The following is a 15,442-nucleotide window of genomic DNA, read 5'->3' on the forward strand; positions in this document are numbered from 1 at the left end:
AAAAAGCGTGACGATTATAAATGATAGCCGATGGATCTCTGCCCATGTGTCTGTTTTATAACCACCTTGCCGGGGTTGGCTGGCTCCCTCGTGGCGATTAGATACATATTCCCAACACTATATTTGCCATATGTGAGCAGAGGACTGACCTTATGCTTGCCAGCCATCATCGCTTTGATATCATTCGTCAGCCTTTTTACGCATTACAACAGAGTCAATTCATGGTTATAAAAGCGCAGAGCCCAGCTGGGTTTGCCGAGGAATACATCATCGAGTCCATCTGGAACAATCGCTTTCCTCCCGGATCTATTCTGCCCGCCGAGCGTGAATTATCCGAGTTGATCGGGGTGACGCGGACGACCTTGCGCGAAGTGCTGCAGCGACTGGCCCGTGATGGCTGGTTGACCATACAGCATGGCAAGCCGACCAAGGTGAACAATTTCTGGGAAACCTCCGGCCTCAATATTCTGGAGACGTTGGCTCGTCTGGATCAGGACAAGGTACCTGATCTGATAGCTCAGCTGCTCTCCGCCCGTACCCACATCTGCACCATCTTTATCCGCGGGGCGATCCGTCACAATCCGGAGCAGGCCGCCGAGATCCTGCGTGGCGCCGATGGGGTCGAGAACAACGCCCAGGCTTATGCCGAGTTCGATTATCGCCTGCACCACCAGCTGGCGTTTGCTTCCGGCAATCCGATCTATGCTTTGATCCTGAACGGTTTCAAAGGGTTGTATAGCAGAGTCGGCAGCTACTACTTCTCCGACAAGCAGGCTCGCGAGACCGCAGATGCCTACTACAAGACTCTGCTCAATCTGGCGGAGACCAAGAACCACGAAGCGGTGTTCATGACGGTGCGTCAGTACGGTATCGAGTCCGGCAAGCTCTGGACCCGCCTGCGTCAGGACATGCCAAGCGATCTGTGCGATAACTGATCCCTTGCCTGTGCTGTCCAAGAAACGCGCCATCCGGCGCGTTTTTTTATTCTGTCGTGTTTGTGTCTATCCTTGATTGGCGGTGGTAATTGCTTGAACTGCATGGATATTTGGCCAAAAAGCTTGATCCAGCGCAAATGAACCCTGCATTTATCACTTTGGTGGCATAGGACCCAACCGCTGATTGAGGTCAAATGGAGGCATCAAGAGCGGAGCCAATATCCGCCAGAAGGAACACACCTTTCACCGGATGAAGGACACAACAATGAGTCTTCTTGAACACACCATCTGGACAGTACTGGGATATGGGGCCATGCCCTTTATCTTTCTGAGCGGATTCGTGGCGGTGGCAGTGACCTGTTGCATGCTGCTGAATGCGTTCGGGGTACAGTCCGCCGAGAAGTGAGTCGCTTCTCCATGCCGCCAAATGCCAGTCTTCGGACTGGCATTTGTTTTTTGTGTCTTTTAAAGCACTTATCCCGGCAGGGAAGGGGAAATCTTTGGTCAGGATGGTCGAACCTGCCGCCGATTTTGATTACACTGGCGCCCGTATTTCCCACTCACCCTTCTCTTATCAGGTGTTCAAGGTTTTCTATGGCTCTCAAGGCAACCGTATTCAAGGCCCAGATCAGTTTGTCTGATATGGATCGCAATCTGTATCAGGACTTCTCCCTCACGCTGGCGCGCCACCCCTCCGAAACCGATGAGCGGATGATGATCCGGCTGGCGGCCTTTGCCTGGCACGCTGCCGAGCGACTGGAATTCACCAAGGGATTGAGCGCCGATGATGAACCCGAGCTCTGGTGCAAGAACTACTCGGACGAAATAGAGCTCTGGATCGAGCTGGGCCAACCCGATGAAAAACGGCTGAAAAAGGCCTGTAACCGCGCCCGTCAGGTGGTGCTCTATCTCTACGGCGGTCGTGGTACAGCCGTCTGGTGGAAGCAAAACCAGGGCAAGCTGAGCCAGCACGACAACCTCAGCATCATCGAACTCTCCGACAGCCAGACTCTGCCGCTCACCGCCATGGTCGAGCGCACCATGCAACTCACTTGCACCATTTCCGATGGTCAGCTCTGGGTCAGTAACGGCGCACTGGAAGTGACGCTGGATCCGGTGGTACTGATGGGCAAACCGGCCCGCGAACTGTAACGGACGCCGCCCATGTTCAGCGCCTTGCTCAATATCGTCATTCCGGTGTTCGGTGTGGTCGGGCTCGGCGCCCTCTACGGGCGATTGCGACCGAGGGCTGCGCTCGGTTACGTCAATCGGGCCAATATCGAGCTGTTTACCCCGGCGCTGGTCTTCTCTGCGCTGGTCAAGTATCCGCTGGCGCTGGCGGAGCATCTGCCGCTGATTGCGGCGGGGGCGCTGGTTATTCTGTTACCCGGTCTGCTGCTTGCGCTGCTCAAACTCAAAGGGATTGAGCGGGCAGCGCTGATCTTGCCCGCCATGTTCCGAAATACCGGCAATCTCGGTATCCCCTTGATGGTGCTGGCGTTTGGCGAGCAGCAACTGGGGGCCATCGTGATCCTTTTTGTGCTCTCCAATCTGCTGCACTTTTCGGTCGGCATGTTTATCCTCTCGGCCAATACCTCCCGCTGGCTGTGGCTGCGCAGCCCTGTGTTGTGGGCTGCGCTGGCCGGTTTGCTGGTGGCCAACCTGCACATTACGCTGCCGGAATATGTGGTGACCACGGCCTCGCTGCTCGGTCAGATCTCGGTGCCCCTGATGCTCTTTGCGCTGGGCATTCGCCTGATGGAGGGAGAACTCGATCACCTTGGCCTCGCGCTCAAGTGCAACCTGCTCTATCTGCTGGCGGGGGGATTGTCGCTGCTGCTGGCGATCTGGCTGTTGCCGCTCAAGACGGAGTGGATCCCGCTGTTGATGTTGTCGGTTTCCTTGCCCCCTGCGGTCTTGAATTACATGCTCTGCGAGCAGTATCACTGTCAGCCGGACAAGGTGGCCAGTATCGTGCTCGGCGGCAATGCCCTCTCTGTGCTAGTGATCCCGCTGGCGGTTTGGTTGGCACTTCATCTGCCTGGCTAAGTCAGATTGCATCGCTGCGGCGGTGCGACTCACTGGCCAATTGTTTGATCGAACCGAGTCACAGTCGTTCGCATCTCATCCTTGCAGGGGAAAGTTAGGCTATCAGGATCAGCAAGCTTTTCCATGCCATCTCTGTCCATCATTGCCTCCGTGATATATCTGTCGTCCCCGTATCCGGCCTCTGAGCCCCGGGCCTAACGGCGACAGCTATAGTATGAAAAGAGCTGACTGACACTGTTCAACCAATGCCAGTGAGGGAAACCGGATGAGCACAAGTGAGCAATCTGATCCTGTGGGGCAGGCAAAATCGCGCTATGACCCGGCATTGCCTACCGGTTATGACTGGCGCAGACACCGCCGTTTTATCCTCAGTGGCGGTGGTTACAAAGCAGAATGTCGCCGTCGCAACTGGTTTCTGGAGTTGCTCAACCCGGTGCCCTATGTAGTGGTGCGCGACATAGCCATCGGCGGCATCGGTATTCTGGGGGCCATACGGTTGAAAGAGGGGGATGAGTTGGTGATTGCCATTCCCTCTGGCGAGAAGCTGCGCGGTCTGGTCGTGAGATCCCAGCCAGACCCACTTTTTCCCAAACTCTATCGCACCGGTATTCGTCTGCATCGATATCCGACGGCCGAGCTGTTTGCCCGCTGGCAAAGTTACATTCAGCCGCAAGATAAAGCGGATTTCGACCATGAGTGCCAAGTCTTGAAACAGGTACGCGGCGCGTGAACCAAATGTCATATCAGAGGTTGTTTTCCCCACATTCAGCATGATCTGTCGATGGAGTCCGCAGATCAGTAGGCTTGGTTGGCCCGAGTGGCTTATTCCACCGCATGTGTTTTCATCTTTATGTTTTTATTGAATTTTATCTGTGCCTCGGAAGTCGCAGAGGATGCGAGTGATTTTCCGTTTTTATGCTCTTTCGTAAATTTATTCATGGCGCAAATATTGCTTTGTTCGCCGTTGAGACGAGAGTGGAGAGCGAATAATGATCATTGGTGCAGCCCGATATCAATTAGTGCAGCCAGCGCTGGGGGTGACCCGGACGAGTGAATATGCCGAAACGCAGCAGAAAAGTATCCAGCTTGCTGACGACAAGGTGACCTTGAATGCAAGTCGGGATGCATTTAATGCGACCTATGAACGTCCTGTGTTGGCTCGCAAGGAGCAGGAGCGAAGCCTGACCCAGATTGCTTGGGATAATTTGGTGGCGCAGCGTATCGGGCTGAGCCGGGAAAAGCTTGATGAGCTGGAGCAGCAGAAAAAAGAGGTTGAGCATAACAGCGAGCTGTCAGATGAAAAGAAGCAGCAGTTATTGGCGGATCTCGACAAGCAGAAGGAGGAGCTCATCAAGGAAGCAATCGAGCGGCGTCAGGCACGTGGAGACGAAGAGCGCCAATCCAATCCAGACTCAGGCTCACCCAGTTAAAAATTGCTATTGGCGGCAACAGGTTGCCGAATGCCAGGCAGCCTTTTGCCGTTTATAACACCCCATTCTCTTTCCCCAGACCAGCCTGCACATAGTGCGAGCTGTAGCGACACGCCATTTCCCTTTTCGTGATCCCCCCCGAAGTAGTTCCCCCTGATATCCCTTAGTATCTGGCCAGCATGACTCCCTTTAGGGGGAGGATAACAAGAACAAAAAGGAATGATGGATGAGATCCGTGAGCAACCAGTGTCTGTTGATGCAGATCCAGCCCACCATCTTGCGTTTTGCCAAGATGTTGGCGAGTGTGCTGCAACTTGAGGTCGAGATCGTCGATGCCGATATGGTGCGGGTGGCGGGCACTGGCCCCTATGGCAAGTTTTTCGGCCGCCAGCTGGAGGGGGACTCCCGCCTGCTGCGCTATGTCATCGACAATCAGCGGGAAAAGATCGTTACCCACACCAGCGATGATCCGGTCTGCGAGGGGTGCAGCTGCAAGGAGAGCTGCCGCGAGCGCGCCTTCCTCGGGGTGCCCATCATGGTGGATGAGGGGTGCATCGGGGTGATCAGCCTAGTCGCCTTCAGTGCCGAGCAGCAGGCCCGTCTCAACAACAATCTGCAGGATGTGTGCGACTATGTCCGCCATATCTCCACCATCTTTGTGGCCAAGCTGCTCGACTCGCGCGGCCTGTCGGACGGGGTCAACAAGGTGTTCCTCGATCTGATGACCCACATGGATCAGGGCTGCCTGCTGCTCGACGAGAAAAATCAGGTGCGCTTTGCCAACGAAGCGGCGCTGCATCATCTGGGCTGTCAGCCGGAGCAGCTGCAGGGGCGTGAGGTGGGGATCCGCCCGCTCACCTTTGCCCGGCAGGAGATCAGCGGTCATATCCAGCACATTTTCACCCTGGGCGATCGCCAAGAGCTGATCATCGGTCAACTGCACCATGTGCAGGGGCAGCAGCTCTTCCTGATGGCCTTTCACCAGTCCCACTCCGGTCAGGTGCGCGAGCCAGATCCCGATGTGCGCATCGACCTGCTGATCGGCGAGAGCAAGCCGATGCGCAACCTCAAGCGGCTGCTGCAGCGCATTGCCCAGAGCCCGTCGAGCGTGCTCATTTGTGGCGAGAGCGGCACCGGCAAGGAGGTGGTGGCCCGCGCGGTTCATCGCCTGAGCCCGCGCCATGACAAACCCTTTATCGCCATCAACTGTGCCGCCATCCCCGAGCAGCTGCTGGAGAGCGAGCTGTTTGGCTATGTGAAGGGCTCCTTCACCGGCGCCTCCAGCGGCGGCAAGCAGGGGCTTATTCAGGCAGCCCATCAGGGCACCCTGTTCCTCGACGAGATCGGCGATATGCCGCTCACTATGCAGGCCAAGCTGCTGCGGGTGCTGGAGCTGCGGGAAGTAACCCCCATCGGCGCCAGCCGGCCGGTGCCGGTGGATATTCGCATCATCGCCGCGACCCATCAGCATCTCGACCAGTACATCGCCGAAGGGAAGTTTCGCGAGGATCTCTTCTATCGCATCAACGTCATCCCTCTCAACCTGCCGCCGCTGCGCGAGCGGGAAGGGGATGTGGAGCTGCTGACCCACTATTTCCTCAACCAGCACACCAGCCGGATCGGCACCGTCTACCCTGGCCTGACGCCAGAGGTGATGGCGCTGCTCAAGGGGTATCGCTGGCCGGGCAACGTGCGCGAACTGAGCAACCTCATCGAATATCTGGTCAATGTCAGCCAGGCGGGTGAGGTGATCGACAGCAGCCTGCTGCCGCCCAACATCATCCGCAATCAGGATCCCCATCCGGTGGTCACCCAGACCATCCCCATCGTGCCCCTGAGCGCCATCCCGGGTGAACCGCTGGCAGCGCAAGGCCCAATGGCGGTGATGCCGGAGAAGTTGCAGGATCCCGCCCCGGGAGAGAGCGGGCTGGAGAGCATGGAAAAACAGATGATCGAGGAGACCCTGCAGCGGCTTGGCAACAAGAAGCTGGCGGCGCAGGCATTGGGGATCGGGATTGCCACCCTCTATCGCAAGATAAAGAAGTACGATATTGCCGTGCAGGCCTGATGGTCTGGCGGTGTCTATTCAGCCCGTGTCATGCAAATGGTGATGCGGGCTTTTTGTTGGCGCAGCAAAAAAAGTGCGAGAAGGCAGGGGAGAGAATGCAAAAAGCCCGCTCGATGAGCGGGCTTTTCAAATCTGGTGCGTCCTAGTGGATTCGAACCACCGACCCCCACCATGTCAAGGTGATGCTCTAACCAGCTGAGCTAAGGACGCAGGGTGCGCAATGCGACTTTCTGTTCTGCAGGGGAGTGGTGGGTTTAATTGGATTCGAACCAACGACCCCTACCATGTCAAGGTAGTGCTCTAACCAACTGAGCTATAAACCCACATCTGCAAATCGTTCTAACTGTTATGGTGCGTCCTAGTGGATTCGAACCACCGACCCCCACCATGTCAAGGTGATGCTCTAACCAGCTGAGCTAAGGACGCATAACAGCAATCTGTGATGGTGCGTCCTAGTGGATTCGAACCACCGACCCCCACCATGTCAAGGTGGTGCTCTAACCAGCTGAGCTAAGGACGCATCACAGAAAAGTGGTGGGTTTAATTGGATTCGAACCAACGACCCCTACCATGTCAAGGTAGTGCTCTAACCAACTGAGCTATAAACCCACTCGATGAAATGAATTCGAACCAACGACACAATCTTCACCATGCCAAGGTGATGCTCTGACCAACCGAGCAACAAAACCCACTTCACTACGCCAGCATTGCTGGCGTGGTCGGCATACTACCCATGCCCCCCAAGGCTGTCAACAGGCCATACGCACAAAGGAGACTGTTTGCCCAGTTCTTGCGCAGCCTGTTGATTTTGCAGGCGAGTTGCCGCTTTTACTGGGCCCGCGACAGGGTGGTGCATGCCTCCGGCGTCGCGAAGCGGCCATAGATATGGCGCAGACGAGCCCCCAGCATCAGGGCGGCACTGGTGAGGCCAACGATAAAGCCAATCCAGAAGCCTTGCGGCCCCATCCGCGGTACCACCCAGTCGGTGAGACCCAGGATCATGCCGGTCGGCAGCCCCAGCCCCCAGTAGGCGACGATGGTGACGTAGAAGATCGCCTGGGTATCTTTGTAACCGCGCAGCGCAGCAGCCGCGACCACCTGCACCGAGTCGGAGATCTGGTAGACAGCGGCAAAGAAGAGCAGCAATGCGGCCAGCGCAATCACCTGCTGATCATCGGTATAGATGGAGGCAATCTGCTCGCGCAGCAGCACCGTCAGCGCTGCGGTGAGGGCGGCAATGCCCATCCCCAGCAGCAGCCCGGTGCGGGCTGCCACCCGGGCGTGATGGGGCTGCCCCTCGCCGATGCTGTGACCGACCCGGATGGTCACGCCCACCCCGATGGAGAGGGGCAGCATAAAGACCAGGCTGGAGAAGTTCAGCGCAATCTGGTGGCTCGCCACCGTCTCGGCACCGAAGGGGGCCAGCATCAGGGCCACCACGGTAAACAGGGTCACCTCGCAGAAGATGGCCATGGCGATGGGGAACCCTAAGCGAAACAGTCGCCAGATCCGGCTGCCGTTGGGGCGTGCGAGTCGGGAGAAGAGGTTGATCTCCTTGAAATGAGAGGAGAGCTTCACGTAGAGGATCATCGCCAGCAGCATGACCCACAGCACGATGGCGGTAGCGACGCCACAGCCGACCCCGCCGAGCTTGGGCATGCCGAAGTGACCGTGGATGAAGATGTAGTTGGCGGGAATATTGACCGCCAGCCCGACAAAGCCGATCACCATGGTGGGCATGGTGTGGGAGAGCCCCTCGCTGAAGTTGCGTAGCACCTGGAACATCACGAAGGCGGGCAGGCCCCACAGGATGGCGTGCAGGTAGCCAGTGGTTTTGGCCGCCATCACCGGCTCCACATCCATGAACTGCAGCGCAAGCGGGCTGTAATAGAGCGCAACCATCGCCAGCGGGGTGACGATGAGCGCCAGCCAGAAGCCCTGATGGACGGCCGGGCGGATTTGCTCCCGCTTGCGGGCGCCGTTGAGCTGGGAGACGATGGGGGTGAGCGCCATGATGATCCCCTGTACCAGCAGGATCACCGGCAGCCAGAAGCTGGAGGCCACCGACACGGCGGCCAGATCGACCGCACTCACCTGACCCGCCATCACGGTATCGACGAAGTTCATGGCGACCTGGGCGACCTGGGCGACCAGTATGGGGCTGGCTAGACGGACGAGCTGCTTCGCCTCGGACCAATAACGTTGCACTGACACCTCCGAGTGGATCAGATAGATAGAGAAAGAGCGGAAATCGGGAAGAGCCTTTGCACGCCCGGGCGGGCATGCAAAGGGTGGGGGAGGCATTTTAGCCTGAAATTCATCTAGGACGAAATAGTTGCCGCCCCGGCAGCGGGATCAGGCGTCTTCGTGATCGCTGATCAGCAGGTTGGCTGCCGCATAGGCGGCCTGTTCACGCAGTTCGGCGGGCACCCGCTCATCGGCGGCGACCGCGTTGAGGGCGCGGATAGTGGCGGCGATGGCCTTCGGCACGTAGCCCTGCTCGCCGGAGCCAATCTGGTTATAGGCGATACGGATCGCTTCACAGCACTCATAAACCATCATGATTTGCTTCCTTGAAAGTAAAAAGGCGAGCAAATATAGCGGTTTTGCTCCCATTTTGTCAGTCTCGCGGTTGTAATTTGCGGCAAGCCCGTTAGTTTGGTTACCCCCTTTTCCTGTTTCGGCCTCTTTGATGCTGCTCTCTTCGCGCAATTCACTGGCGATCTTCCTGACGCTGTTTGCTCTTCTCGCCCTGACGCTCAAGGATGGCGCGGACAAATATCTGGTGCTCCATGGCTACTCCGTGATGGAGATGGTCTGGTTTCGCTTTTTTGTTCCTTTCCTTGGTCTGCTGCTGTTGTTGCCAAAGCGCACCGTGTCGGCGCTGCTGGCGGTGGATCGCTGGCTATTGCTGCGTTCGCTGCTGTTTCTGGTCTGTGCGCTGGTCTCTGTGATTTCGCTGGCCCATGTGCCGCTCAACGTCTACACCATCATCTGCCAGCTTGGTTCGCTGGCCTTTGTGGTGGCGGGCGTGATCTTTTTCAGGGAGCGTCTGACCCGGGCCAAGGTGGCGGCCGTGTTGCTGGGGCTGTTTGGGGTGCTGGTGGTGACTCATCCCGACGGGAGCGACGCGAACCTCTACTACCTGCTGCCACTGGTCATTGTGCTGGCCAACACCGGCTACAACCTCCTCACCAAGCTGGTGGATCCACGTCTGACCACCCTCGATATCCTGATCGTCACCTGCTTCATGCTGGGGATGGTGGCAATGGCCGCCCTCTGCTGGCAGCCCGCACTGTGGCGCTTTCCGGCGCTTGCCGACTGGCCCTATCTGCTGGCGCTGCCGGTGGTGACCCTGCTCTCCCAGTATTGTCTCATCAAGGCGATGCAGTATGCGCAGGCCTCTACTTTGGCGCCCTTCTTCTATTTCCAGATCTTTTTTTCTACCCTCTGCGGCTATCTGATGTTTGGTGAAATGCCGACCCTCAGTAGTATGGCGGGGTGTCTGCTAATCGTGCTGGCTGGCATAGTGGTCATCTATTCCCAGCGCCGGGCTCGCGTGCAGGCGCTGTCAGCGGCGCCGGAGCAGGTGTGACAGTTTGTATGAAACGAATTGTGTAAAAGAAGCGGCCACAGGCCGCGATAAAAAACAGAGCGTGTTATCAGAAACAAAGAGGTGATGATGTTTACCGGAATTGTGCAAGGTGTGGCCGAGCTGGTCGCCATCGAAGAGAGTGCTTCATTTCGTACCCACGTGATCCGCATGCCCAGCCGGGAGTGGGGCGAAGGATTGGCCCTGGGTGCCTCGGTGGCCCACAACGGCTGCTGTCTCACCGTGACCCGGATTGCAGGGGATCTGGTCAGCTTCGATCTGATGCAGGAGACCCTGCGCCTCACCAACCTCGGCAAGCTGCAGGTGGGGGACAAGGTCAACGTGGAGCGGGCCGCCCGCTTTGGCGACGAGATCGGCGGTCACGCCATGTCCGGCCACATTATCGGGATGGCGGAAGTGACCTCGGTGATCGACACCCCCAACAACCGTCAGGTGTGGTACCGCCTCGCCCCCGAGCTGATGAAATATGTACTGACCAAGGGGTATATCGGCATTGACGGTATCAGCCTGACCATCGGCGAGGTGCGCGAGCGGGAGTTCTGCGTCCACCTGATCCCCGAGACGCTGGCTCGCACCAACCTCGGCTGGGTGCGCGCCGGCTGGCCGACCAATATCGAGATCGATCCCCAGACCCAGGCCATCGTCGATACGGTGGAGCGGGTGCTGGCGGCGCGCGGGGGTAACTGAAAGGAAACGGCTCGGTTTCAATCGCCTCATAAGCAAGGGCCTGCAGTGTGCAGGCCCTTGTTTTTTACATGGTGAAAATATCCACTCAACTTTTTATGACTCGCAATCAAAACAGTTGCTCGTCATCGGCATCCACAAACAACTGCAAACAGTCGCGGGCTTCGTCGCGGTGAAGCCGCAGGTGGATCGGATTGCAACAGGCCATGCAATCTTCGTAAAACTCCTGATCACCCTGACTGGCATCCAGCTCGACCCGGGTATGGTGGCCACAGTGAGGGCAGACGATGCGCTTGCTGGTGTACTCGATCATGATAACCTCCTCGGGCCCTGAGGCCGCCTATCTACCCTGATTCTAGTCGGGCTGAAGGGGGTTAACCGCGAGCAAACGCACGTTTATGACAGAGATCAAGCCTGAGCGATGGCAAGGTGCAACTGGTTGGACTGGTCGTGTGCGAGAGGAACAATCTGGTTGAGAATGACGGGTGAAAAGAGGAGGACCGCCAGCGGTTTTGTCTGGCAATAACAGGGGGCTGGAGCCCCCTGCGGATATGAGAATGCGAGCGCAGCAAGGCGCCGATAGGCGCTATTTGACCCAGCTGGCCAACATGTCGGCATTGAGTTCGGCCAGCGAGCCGAGCTGGTAGTTGGCGATGGCCAGACGCGGGCCACCTACCAATGCCGGGTACATGGGAACGATCAGCGTCTGCTTGTCGTTTACTTGACCCAGCTGGCCAACATGTCGGCATTCAGCTCGGCCAGTGAGCCGAGCTGGTAGTTGGCGATGGCAAGGCGTGGGTCGCCGACTAAAGCCGGATCCGGCACGATCAGCGCAGTCATGGAGGCCGCCTTGGCCGCCAGCAAACCGGTAAAGCTGTCTTCGATGGCCAAGCAGTGCACCGGCTCAACCCCCAGCTTCTCGGCGGCGTGGATATAGACATCCGGGTGCGGTTTGCCGAAACGCTCGATTTCAGCGGAGTGAACCGCCATAAAGCGATCGCGGATGCCGAGTTTGCCGAGCACTGCTTCCACCATCGCAAAGGGGGAGGAGGTGGCCAGACCCACTTTCAGGCCGCGCGCTTCGATAAGGTCGAGCGCCTCCAGCACGCCGGCTTTGGCCTGACCTTCGGAGAGGATCAGGGCGTTGACCCGATCCAGAATGCGCTGTACCACCTCTTCCTGGCTCGGGCCGCTCCACGGGCGCAGGCGATACCAGTGGGCAACCAGCTGATCGATGCGCACGCCGATGGTCGATTCGCAATCCTCTACCGTGTGGGGGTGACCCAGTTCGGAGAAAACGGCGATCTGGGCCCGTTGCCAAAAGGGTTCCGAGTCGATCAGAACACCATCCATATCGAAGATCACGGCAGCTAACATCTTGTACTCCTGACAAATTTGAAGAGGGGATTATAAGCCTGACGGGGAAATGCAAAAGGGGCATTGCCATGCCCCTTGCGCCCGATCACATCGGCAAACGTTTGTTTTGCTGTGGCAAAAAAGCCCTTAGAACAGTACTTCGACCTTGGCGGCCACGGCTTTGGCTTTTTCCACCGCATCCTGGCAATCCGCTGCGCGGGCCAGCGCCACGCCAAGACGGCGGCGACCGGCGATCTCCGGCTTGCCAAATAGCCGCAGCTGGGCGCCCGGCACCAGCACCAATGCCTCACCAATTCCCTGATAGCGGATATTCTGACTGTGCCCTTCGCGCAGTACCACGGCAGAGGCACTCGGTCCGTACTGGGTGATGGTGCCGACCGGCAGCCCCAGAATGGCGCGCACATGCAGGGCGAACTCGGAGAGATCTTGCGAGATCAGGGTCACCATGCCGGTGTCGTGGGGGCGGGGGGAGACTTCGCTGAACCACACCTCGTCGCCCTTGATGAAGAGCTCGACCCCGAACAGGCCGTAACCACCGAGGGCCTCGACCACCTTGGCCGCTACCTCTTTGGAGCGGGCCAGAGCCAGTTCGCTCATCACCTGTGGCTGCCAGGATTCGCGGTAGTCGCCATCTTCCTGACGGTGGCCGATCGGCTCGCAGAAGTGAATGCCATCGACTGCGCGTACCGTGAGCAGGGTGATCTCGTACTCGAAGGGAACGAAGCCCTCGACGATCACCTTGCCTCGACCGGCGCGGCCACCCTCCTGGGCGTAGGTCCAGCTCTCATCCAGCTTGACGAGATCGCGTAGTACGCTCTGCCCCTTGCCGGATGAGCTCATTACCGGTTTCACCACGCAGGGCAGGCCGATAGCCTCGACGGCGGCGACAAACTCCTCCTTGCTCTGGGCAAAGCGGTAGGGGGAGGTGGGCAGGCCCAGCGTCTCGGCGGCGAGACGGCGGATCCCCTCCCGGTTCATGGTGAGCTGGGTGGCGCGGGCGTTGGGCACTACCTTGACCCCTTCTTGCTCAAGGGCGGCCAGGGTATCGGTGGCGATCGCTTCAATCTCGGGGATGATGAGGTCGGGTTTAACCTCGGCAACCAGGGCACGCAGGGCGTTGCCATCGAGCATGTCCAGCACGTGGGCTGCGTGGGCCACCTGCATGGCGGGGGCATTGGGGTAGCGGTCGGCTGCGATCACTTCGATCCCGAACCGTTGCAACTCGATGGTGACCTCCTTGCCAAGTTCGCCGGAGCCCAGCAGCAGGGCACGGGTGGCGCCGGGGCGGGTTGCGGTTCCAAACATACGATCTCTCCTGATGTCGATGGTCATTGTTGATGATCGCTATCGCATGAATAGCGGACAAAAAAAGAGGCACGCATGGCGTACCTCAGGAAACGGGTTTGTGAGCGCGCTGCTCCAGATGGGTCAGCAAGGTAATGGCGCCAATGATGATGGCAGCGCCAAGCCACAGACGGCCGGGGGGCGCCCAGCCAAAGACCAGCCAGCCCGCCAGCACGTTCATCGGCAGTTTGGCAAAATCGAAAGGCTGCACGAAGGAGGCCTCTGCCACGCTGTAAGCGCGCGCGATGGACATTTGGGCCAGTGCCGTCAGCACGCCGGAGGCGGCTACCAGCAGCCACTGGCTCTCGCTCGGCCACTGCCACTCCGGCAGGGCCAGCATGACGTTGAACGGGGTACTGAAGATAAGCAGATACACCACTATGGTGTGGGATGATTCGTTGGCTGCCTGATAGCGTACCATCAGGGAGTAACCTGCCCAGAACAGCGCAGCCGCCACCGGCAGCAAGGAGGCCCAGCTGAATTCGTCAGTCCAGGGGGCGAGGATCAGCATGGCGCCGGCAAAGCCCGTCAGGGTTGCCAGAATGCGGGCGCGGCTCACCTGCTCCTTGAGCAGCAGGGCGGAGCCCAGGGTGGCAAACAGCGGTGAGGTCATCAGCAGAGCGATCCCCTGCCAGATGGGGACGGGGTACGCCAGCGCCCAGAGCCAGAGTTGGATGCCGACTACCGCCAGCAATACCCGCAACAGGTGCAGCCGGAACTGATTGGTCATCAGGGATTGGCGCAAGCCGTGACGAACCAGCCAGGGCAACAGGCAGATCAGGGCGATCAGGTATTGATGAAAGGCGACCTGAGTAGAGGCAAGGCCGAGTTTGAAGCTAACATACTGGCTCAGGCTGTTGACGGCGGCGAAGCAGAGTCCTGCCACCATCATCCAGACTGCACCGGCCAAAGGAGAGTGCCTGCGCGAGGGTATCATGGGATCCGGGTCGCTGGAAAAAAGTGCGGCGGATCATAACGGCAATCGTTTATTCTGCCAAGGGTTGAAGCGCGGCCGCAGGGTTGGCTGGCGAGGAAGTGGCCTTTCATCAAAAAATTTGAACAAGTTGAGCATCTATTTTCGCTATCTGTATAGAAGCCCAATGTTTAGAGTGACCTCCATCGACAGCAACGCTGTTCAACCGACAACCAAATGGAGTTTCACCATGGCCAATATCCTCGTACTCAAATCCAGCATCCTGGGTCAATATTCCCAATCCAACGCCCTGATCGACGGCTTCCTGGCTGACCATCAGGATGATGTCGTCACCGTGCGTGATCTGGCAGCACTCAACCTGCCGGTGCTGGATGGCGAGCTGGCCTCCGGCCTGCGCGGTGGTGATAACCTGAGCGAGCGTCAGTTGGCGGTGATCGCCCAGTCCGACGAGCTGATCGCCGAACTCAAAGCGAGCGACTTGGTGGTGATTGCGGCCCCCATGTACAACTTCAACATCCCGACCCAGCTGAAAAACTGGATCGATCTGGTGGCTCGCGCTGGCGTCACCTTCCGCTACACCGAGACCGGTCCGGTCGGTCTGGTTGAAAATACCCGTGCGCTGGTGATCAGCCCCCGCGGCGGCATGCACGTCGGCAGCGCCACCGATCTGGTCACTCCCTACATGCGTACCGTGCTCGGTTTCATCGGTATCAAAGAGGTGGATTTCATCTACGCCGAGGGGATGGGTATGGGCCCGGATGCCCAGAGCAAGGGGATGGAAGCGGCCAAAGCGCAGCTTGAGGCTCTGGCTATCTAAGGGCTCTCTTTATAAGGGCTCTCTATCCCGTCAGGGGTTATCTCTTCAAGGGGTTGCCCCGCCAGATACAAGAACGCAGCCATCAGGCTGCGTTTGTTTATGGCTCTGTCCCAATTATGTGTTGAAAGGCTAATCTTGAAGTAGGCCATCACCTTGAGGTCTACCATCATGGATACCCCAGCCTTTCAGCA

16 protein-coding genes and 5 tRNA genes are annotated in these 15,442 nt (G+C 58.4%); 10 read left to right on the forward strand and 11 right to left on the reverse strand.

Annotated elements, in window-relative coordinates:
* Positions 1 to 221: 221 nt before the first annotated feature.
* The 7 genes from fadR to DBR30_RS04830 all read left to right on the forward strand — a co-directional run bounded on the left by fadR (position 222) and on the right by DBR30_RS04830 (position 6,482).
* A complete protein-coding gene (fadR, locus tag DBR30_RS04800; protein WP_026034983.1) occupies positions 222 to 935 on the forward strand; it encodes a fatty acid metabolism transcriptional regulator FadR in 714 nt (237 codons plus the stop codon).
* 265 nt (positions 936 to 1,200) lie between these two features.
* Positions 1,201 to 1,341, forward strand: a complete 141-nt coding sequence (locus DBR30_RS04805) for a TIGR02808 family protein (RefSeq protein ID WP_005345965.1) — start codon at positions 1,201 to 1,203, stop codon at positions 1,339 to 1,341.
* A gap of 188 nt (positions 1,342 to 1,529) precedes the next feature.
* The gene (locus tag DBR30_RS04810; protein ID WP_005352343.1) at positions 1,530 to 2,087 is read left to right on the forward strand and encodes a YaeQ family protein; all 558 of its coding nucleotides are present in this window, start codon (positions 1,530 to 1,532) and stop codon (positions 2,085 to 2,087) included.
* Positions 2,088 to 2,099: 12 nt separating this feature from the next.
* Positions 2,100 to 2,984 carry an AEC family transporter gene (locus tag DBR30_RS04815; RefSeq protein ID WP_108542548.1) on the forward strand — a complete coding sequence of 295 codons (885 nt, stop codon included), beginning with the start codon at positions 2,100 to 2,102 and terminating at the stop codon, positions 2,982 to 2,984.
* A 265-nt stretch (positions 2,985 to 3,249) separates the two neighbouring features.
* Entirely contained in the window at positions 3,250 to 3,714 is a 465-nt protein-coding gene (locus tag DBR30_RS04820) for a hypothetical protein (RefSeq protein WP_005360970.1), read from the forward strand.
* Positions 3,715 to 3,973: 259 nt separating this feature from the next.
* A complete protein-coding gene (locus DBR30_RS04825) occupies positions 3,974 to 4,414 on the forward strand; it encodes a hypothetical protein (RefSeq protein ID WP_108542547.1) in 441 nt (146 codons plus the stop codon).
* 226 nt (positions 4,415 to 4,640) lie between these two features.
* Positions 4,641 to 6,482 carry a sigma 54-interacting transcriptional regulator gene (locus tag DBR30_RS04830; protein ID WP_108542546.1) on the forward strand — a complete coding sequence of 614 codons (1,842 nt, stop codon included), beginning with the start codon at positions 4,641 to 4,643 and terminating at the stop codon, positions 6,480 to 6,482.
* 133 nt (positions 6,483 to 6,615) lie between these two features.
* Here the strand turns inward: DBR30_RS04830 and DBR30_RS04835 are convergent.
* From DBR30_RS04835 to DBR30_RS04870, 7 genes are all read right to left on the reverse strand, one after another.
* Positions 6,616 to 6,692 (reverse strand) — tRNA-Val (locus tag DBR30_RS04835).
* Between the two features lie 36 nt (positions 6,693 to 6,728).
* Positions 6,729 to 6,805 (reverse strand) — tRNA-Val (locus DBR30_RS04840).
* Between the two features lie 26 nt (positions 6,806 to 6,831).
* Positions 6,832 to 6,908, reverse strand: a tRNA-Val gene (locus tag DBR30_RS04845).
* Between the two features lie 17 nt (positions 6,909 to 6,925).
* Positions 6,926 to 7,002 (reverse strand) — tRNA-Val (locus DBR30_RS04850).
* Between the two features lie 12 nt (positions 7,003 to 7,014).
* Positions 7,015 to 7,091, reverse strand: a tRNA-Val gene (locus DBR30_RS04855).
* A 219-nt stretch (positions 7,092 to 7,310) separates the two neighbouring features.
* Positions 7,311 to 8,690 (reverse strand): MATE family efflux transporter, encoded by a 1,380-nt coding sequence (locus DBR30_RS04865; RefSeq protein ID WP_108542544.1) that lies wholly within the window; start codon positions 8,688 to 8,690, stop codon positions 7,311 to 7,313.
* Between the two features lie 147 nt (positions 8,691 to 8,837).
* Positions 8,838 to 9,044, reverse strand: coding sequence for a YaeP family protein (locus DBR30_RS04870; RefSeq protein ID WP_005352334.1), 207 nt, complete (start codon positions 9,042 to 9,044; stop codon positions 8,838 to 8,840).
* 130 nt (positions 9,045 to 9,174) lie between these two features.
* Between DBR30_RS04870 and DBR30_RS04875 the strand changes: the two genes are divergently transcribed.
* Together DBR30_RS04875 and DBR30_RS04880 are read left to right on the forward strand one after the other, a co-directional pair.
* The gene (locus DBR30_RS04875) at positions 9,175 to 10,077 is read left to right on the forward strand and encodes a DMT family transporter (protein WP_108542543.1); all 903 of its coding nucleotides are present in this window, start codon (positions 9,175 to 9,177) and stop codon (positions 10,075 to 10,077) included.
* An 87-nt stretch (positions 10,078 to 10,164) separates the two neighbouring features.
* Complete coding sequence (locus DBR30_RS04880; RefSeq protein WP_108542542.1) at positions 10,165 to 10,782, forward strand: riboflavin synthase subunit alpha; 618 nt, start codon at positions 10,165 to 10,167, stop codon at positions 10,780 to 10,782.
* Positions 10,783 to 10,888: 106 nt separating this feature from the next.
* Here the strand turns inward: DBR30_RS04880 and DBR30_RS04885 are convergent, their stop codons facing one another.
* The 4 genes from DBR30_RS04885 to DBR30_RS04900 all read right to left on the reverse strand — a co-directional run bounded on the left by DBR30_RS04885 (position 10,889) and on the right by DBR30_RS04900 (position 14,389).
* Entirely contained in the window at positions 10,889 to 11,092 is a 204-nt protein-coding gene (locus tag DBR30_RS04885) for a CPXCG motif-containing cysteine-rich protein (protein WP_005336871.1), read from the reverse strand.
* 404 nt (positions 11,093 to 11,496) lie between these two features.
* Complete coding sequence (gene hxpB / locus DBR30_RS04890) at positions 11,497 to 12,156, reverse strand: hexitol phosphatase HxpB (protein WP_108542541.1); 660 nt, start codon at positions 12,154 to 12,156, stop codon at positions 11,497 to 11,499.
* A gap of 126 nt (positions 12,157 to 12,282) precedes the next feature.
* Complete coding sequence (purT, locus tag DBR30_RS04895; protein ID WP_108542540.1) at positions 12,283 to 13,461, reverse strand: formate-dependent phosphoribosylglycinamide formyltransferase; 1,179 nt, start codon at positions 13,459 to 13,461, stop codon at positions 12,283 to 12,285.
* 85 nt (positions 13,462 to 13,546) lie between these two features.
* Complete coding sequence (locus DBR30_RS04900; RefSeq protein ID WP_258224284.1) at positions 13,547 to 14,389, reverse strand: DMT family transporter; 843 nt, start codon at positions 14,387 to 14,389, stop codon at positions 13,547 to 13,549.
* Positions 14,390 to 14,663: 274 nt separating this feature from the next.
* Between DBR30_RS04900 and DBR30_RS04905 the strand changes: the two genes are divergently transcribed.
* Positions 14,664 to 15,251 (forward strand): FMN-dependent NADH-azoreductase, encoded by a 588-nt coding sequence (locus tag DBR30_RS04905; protein ID WP_181363488.1) that lies wholly within the window; start codon positions 14,664 to 14,666, stop codon positions 15,249 to 15,251.
* Positions 15,252 to 15,442 lie beyond the last annotated feature (191 nt).

It is taken from the genome of Aeromonas sp. HMWF017 (assembly GCF_003061465.1).
GTDB lineage: Bacteria > Pseudomonadota > Gammaproteobacteria > Enterobacterales > Aeromonadaceae > Aeromonas > Aeromonas veronii.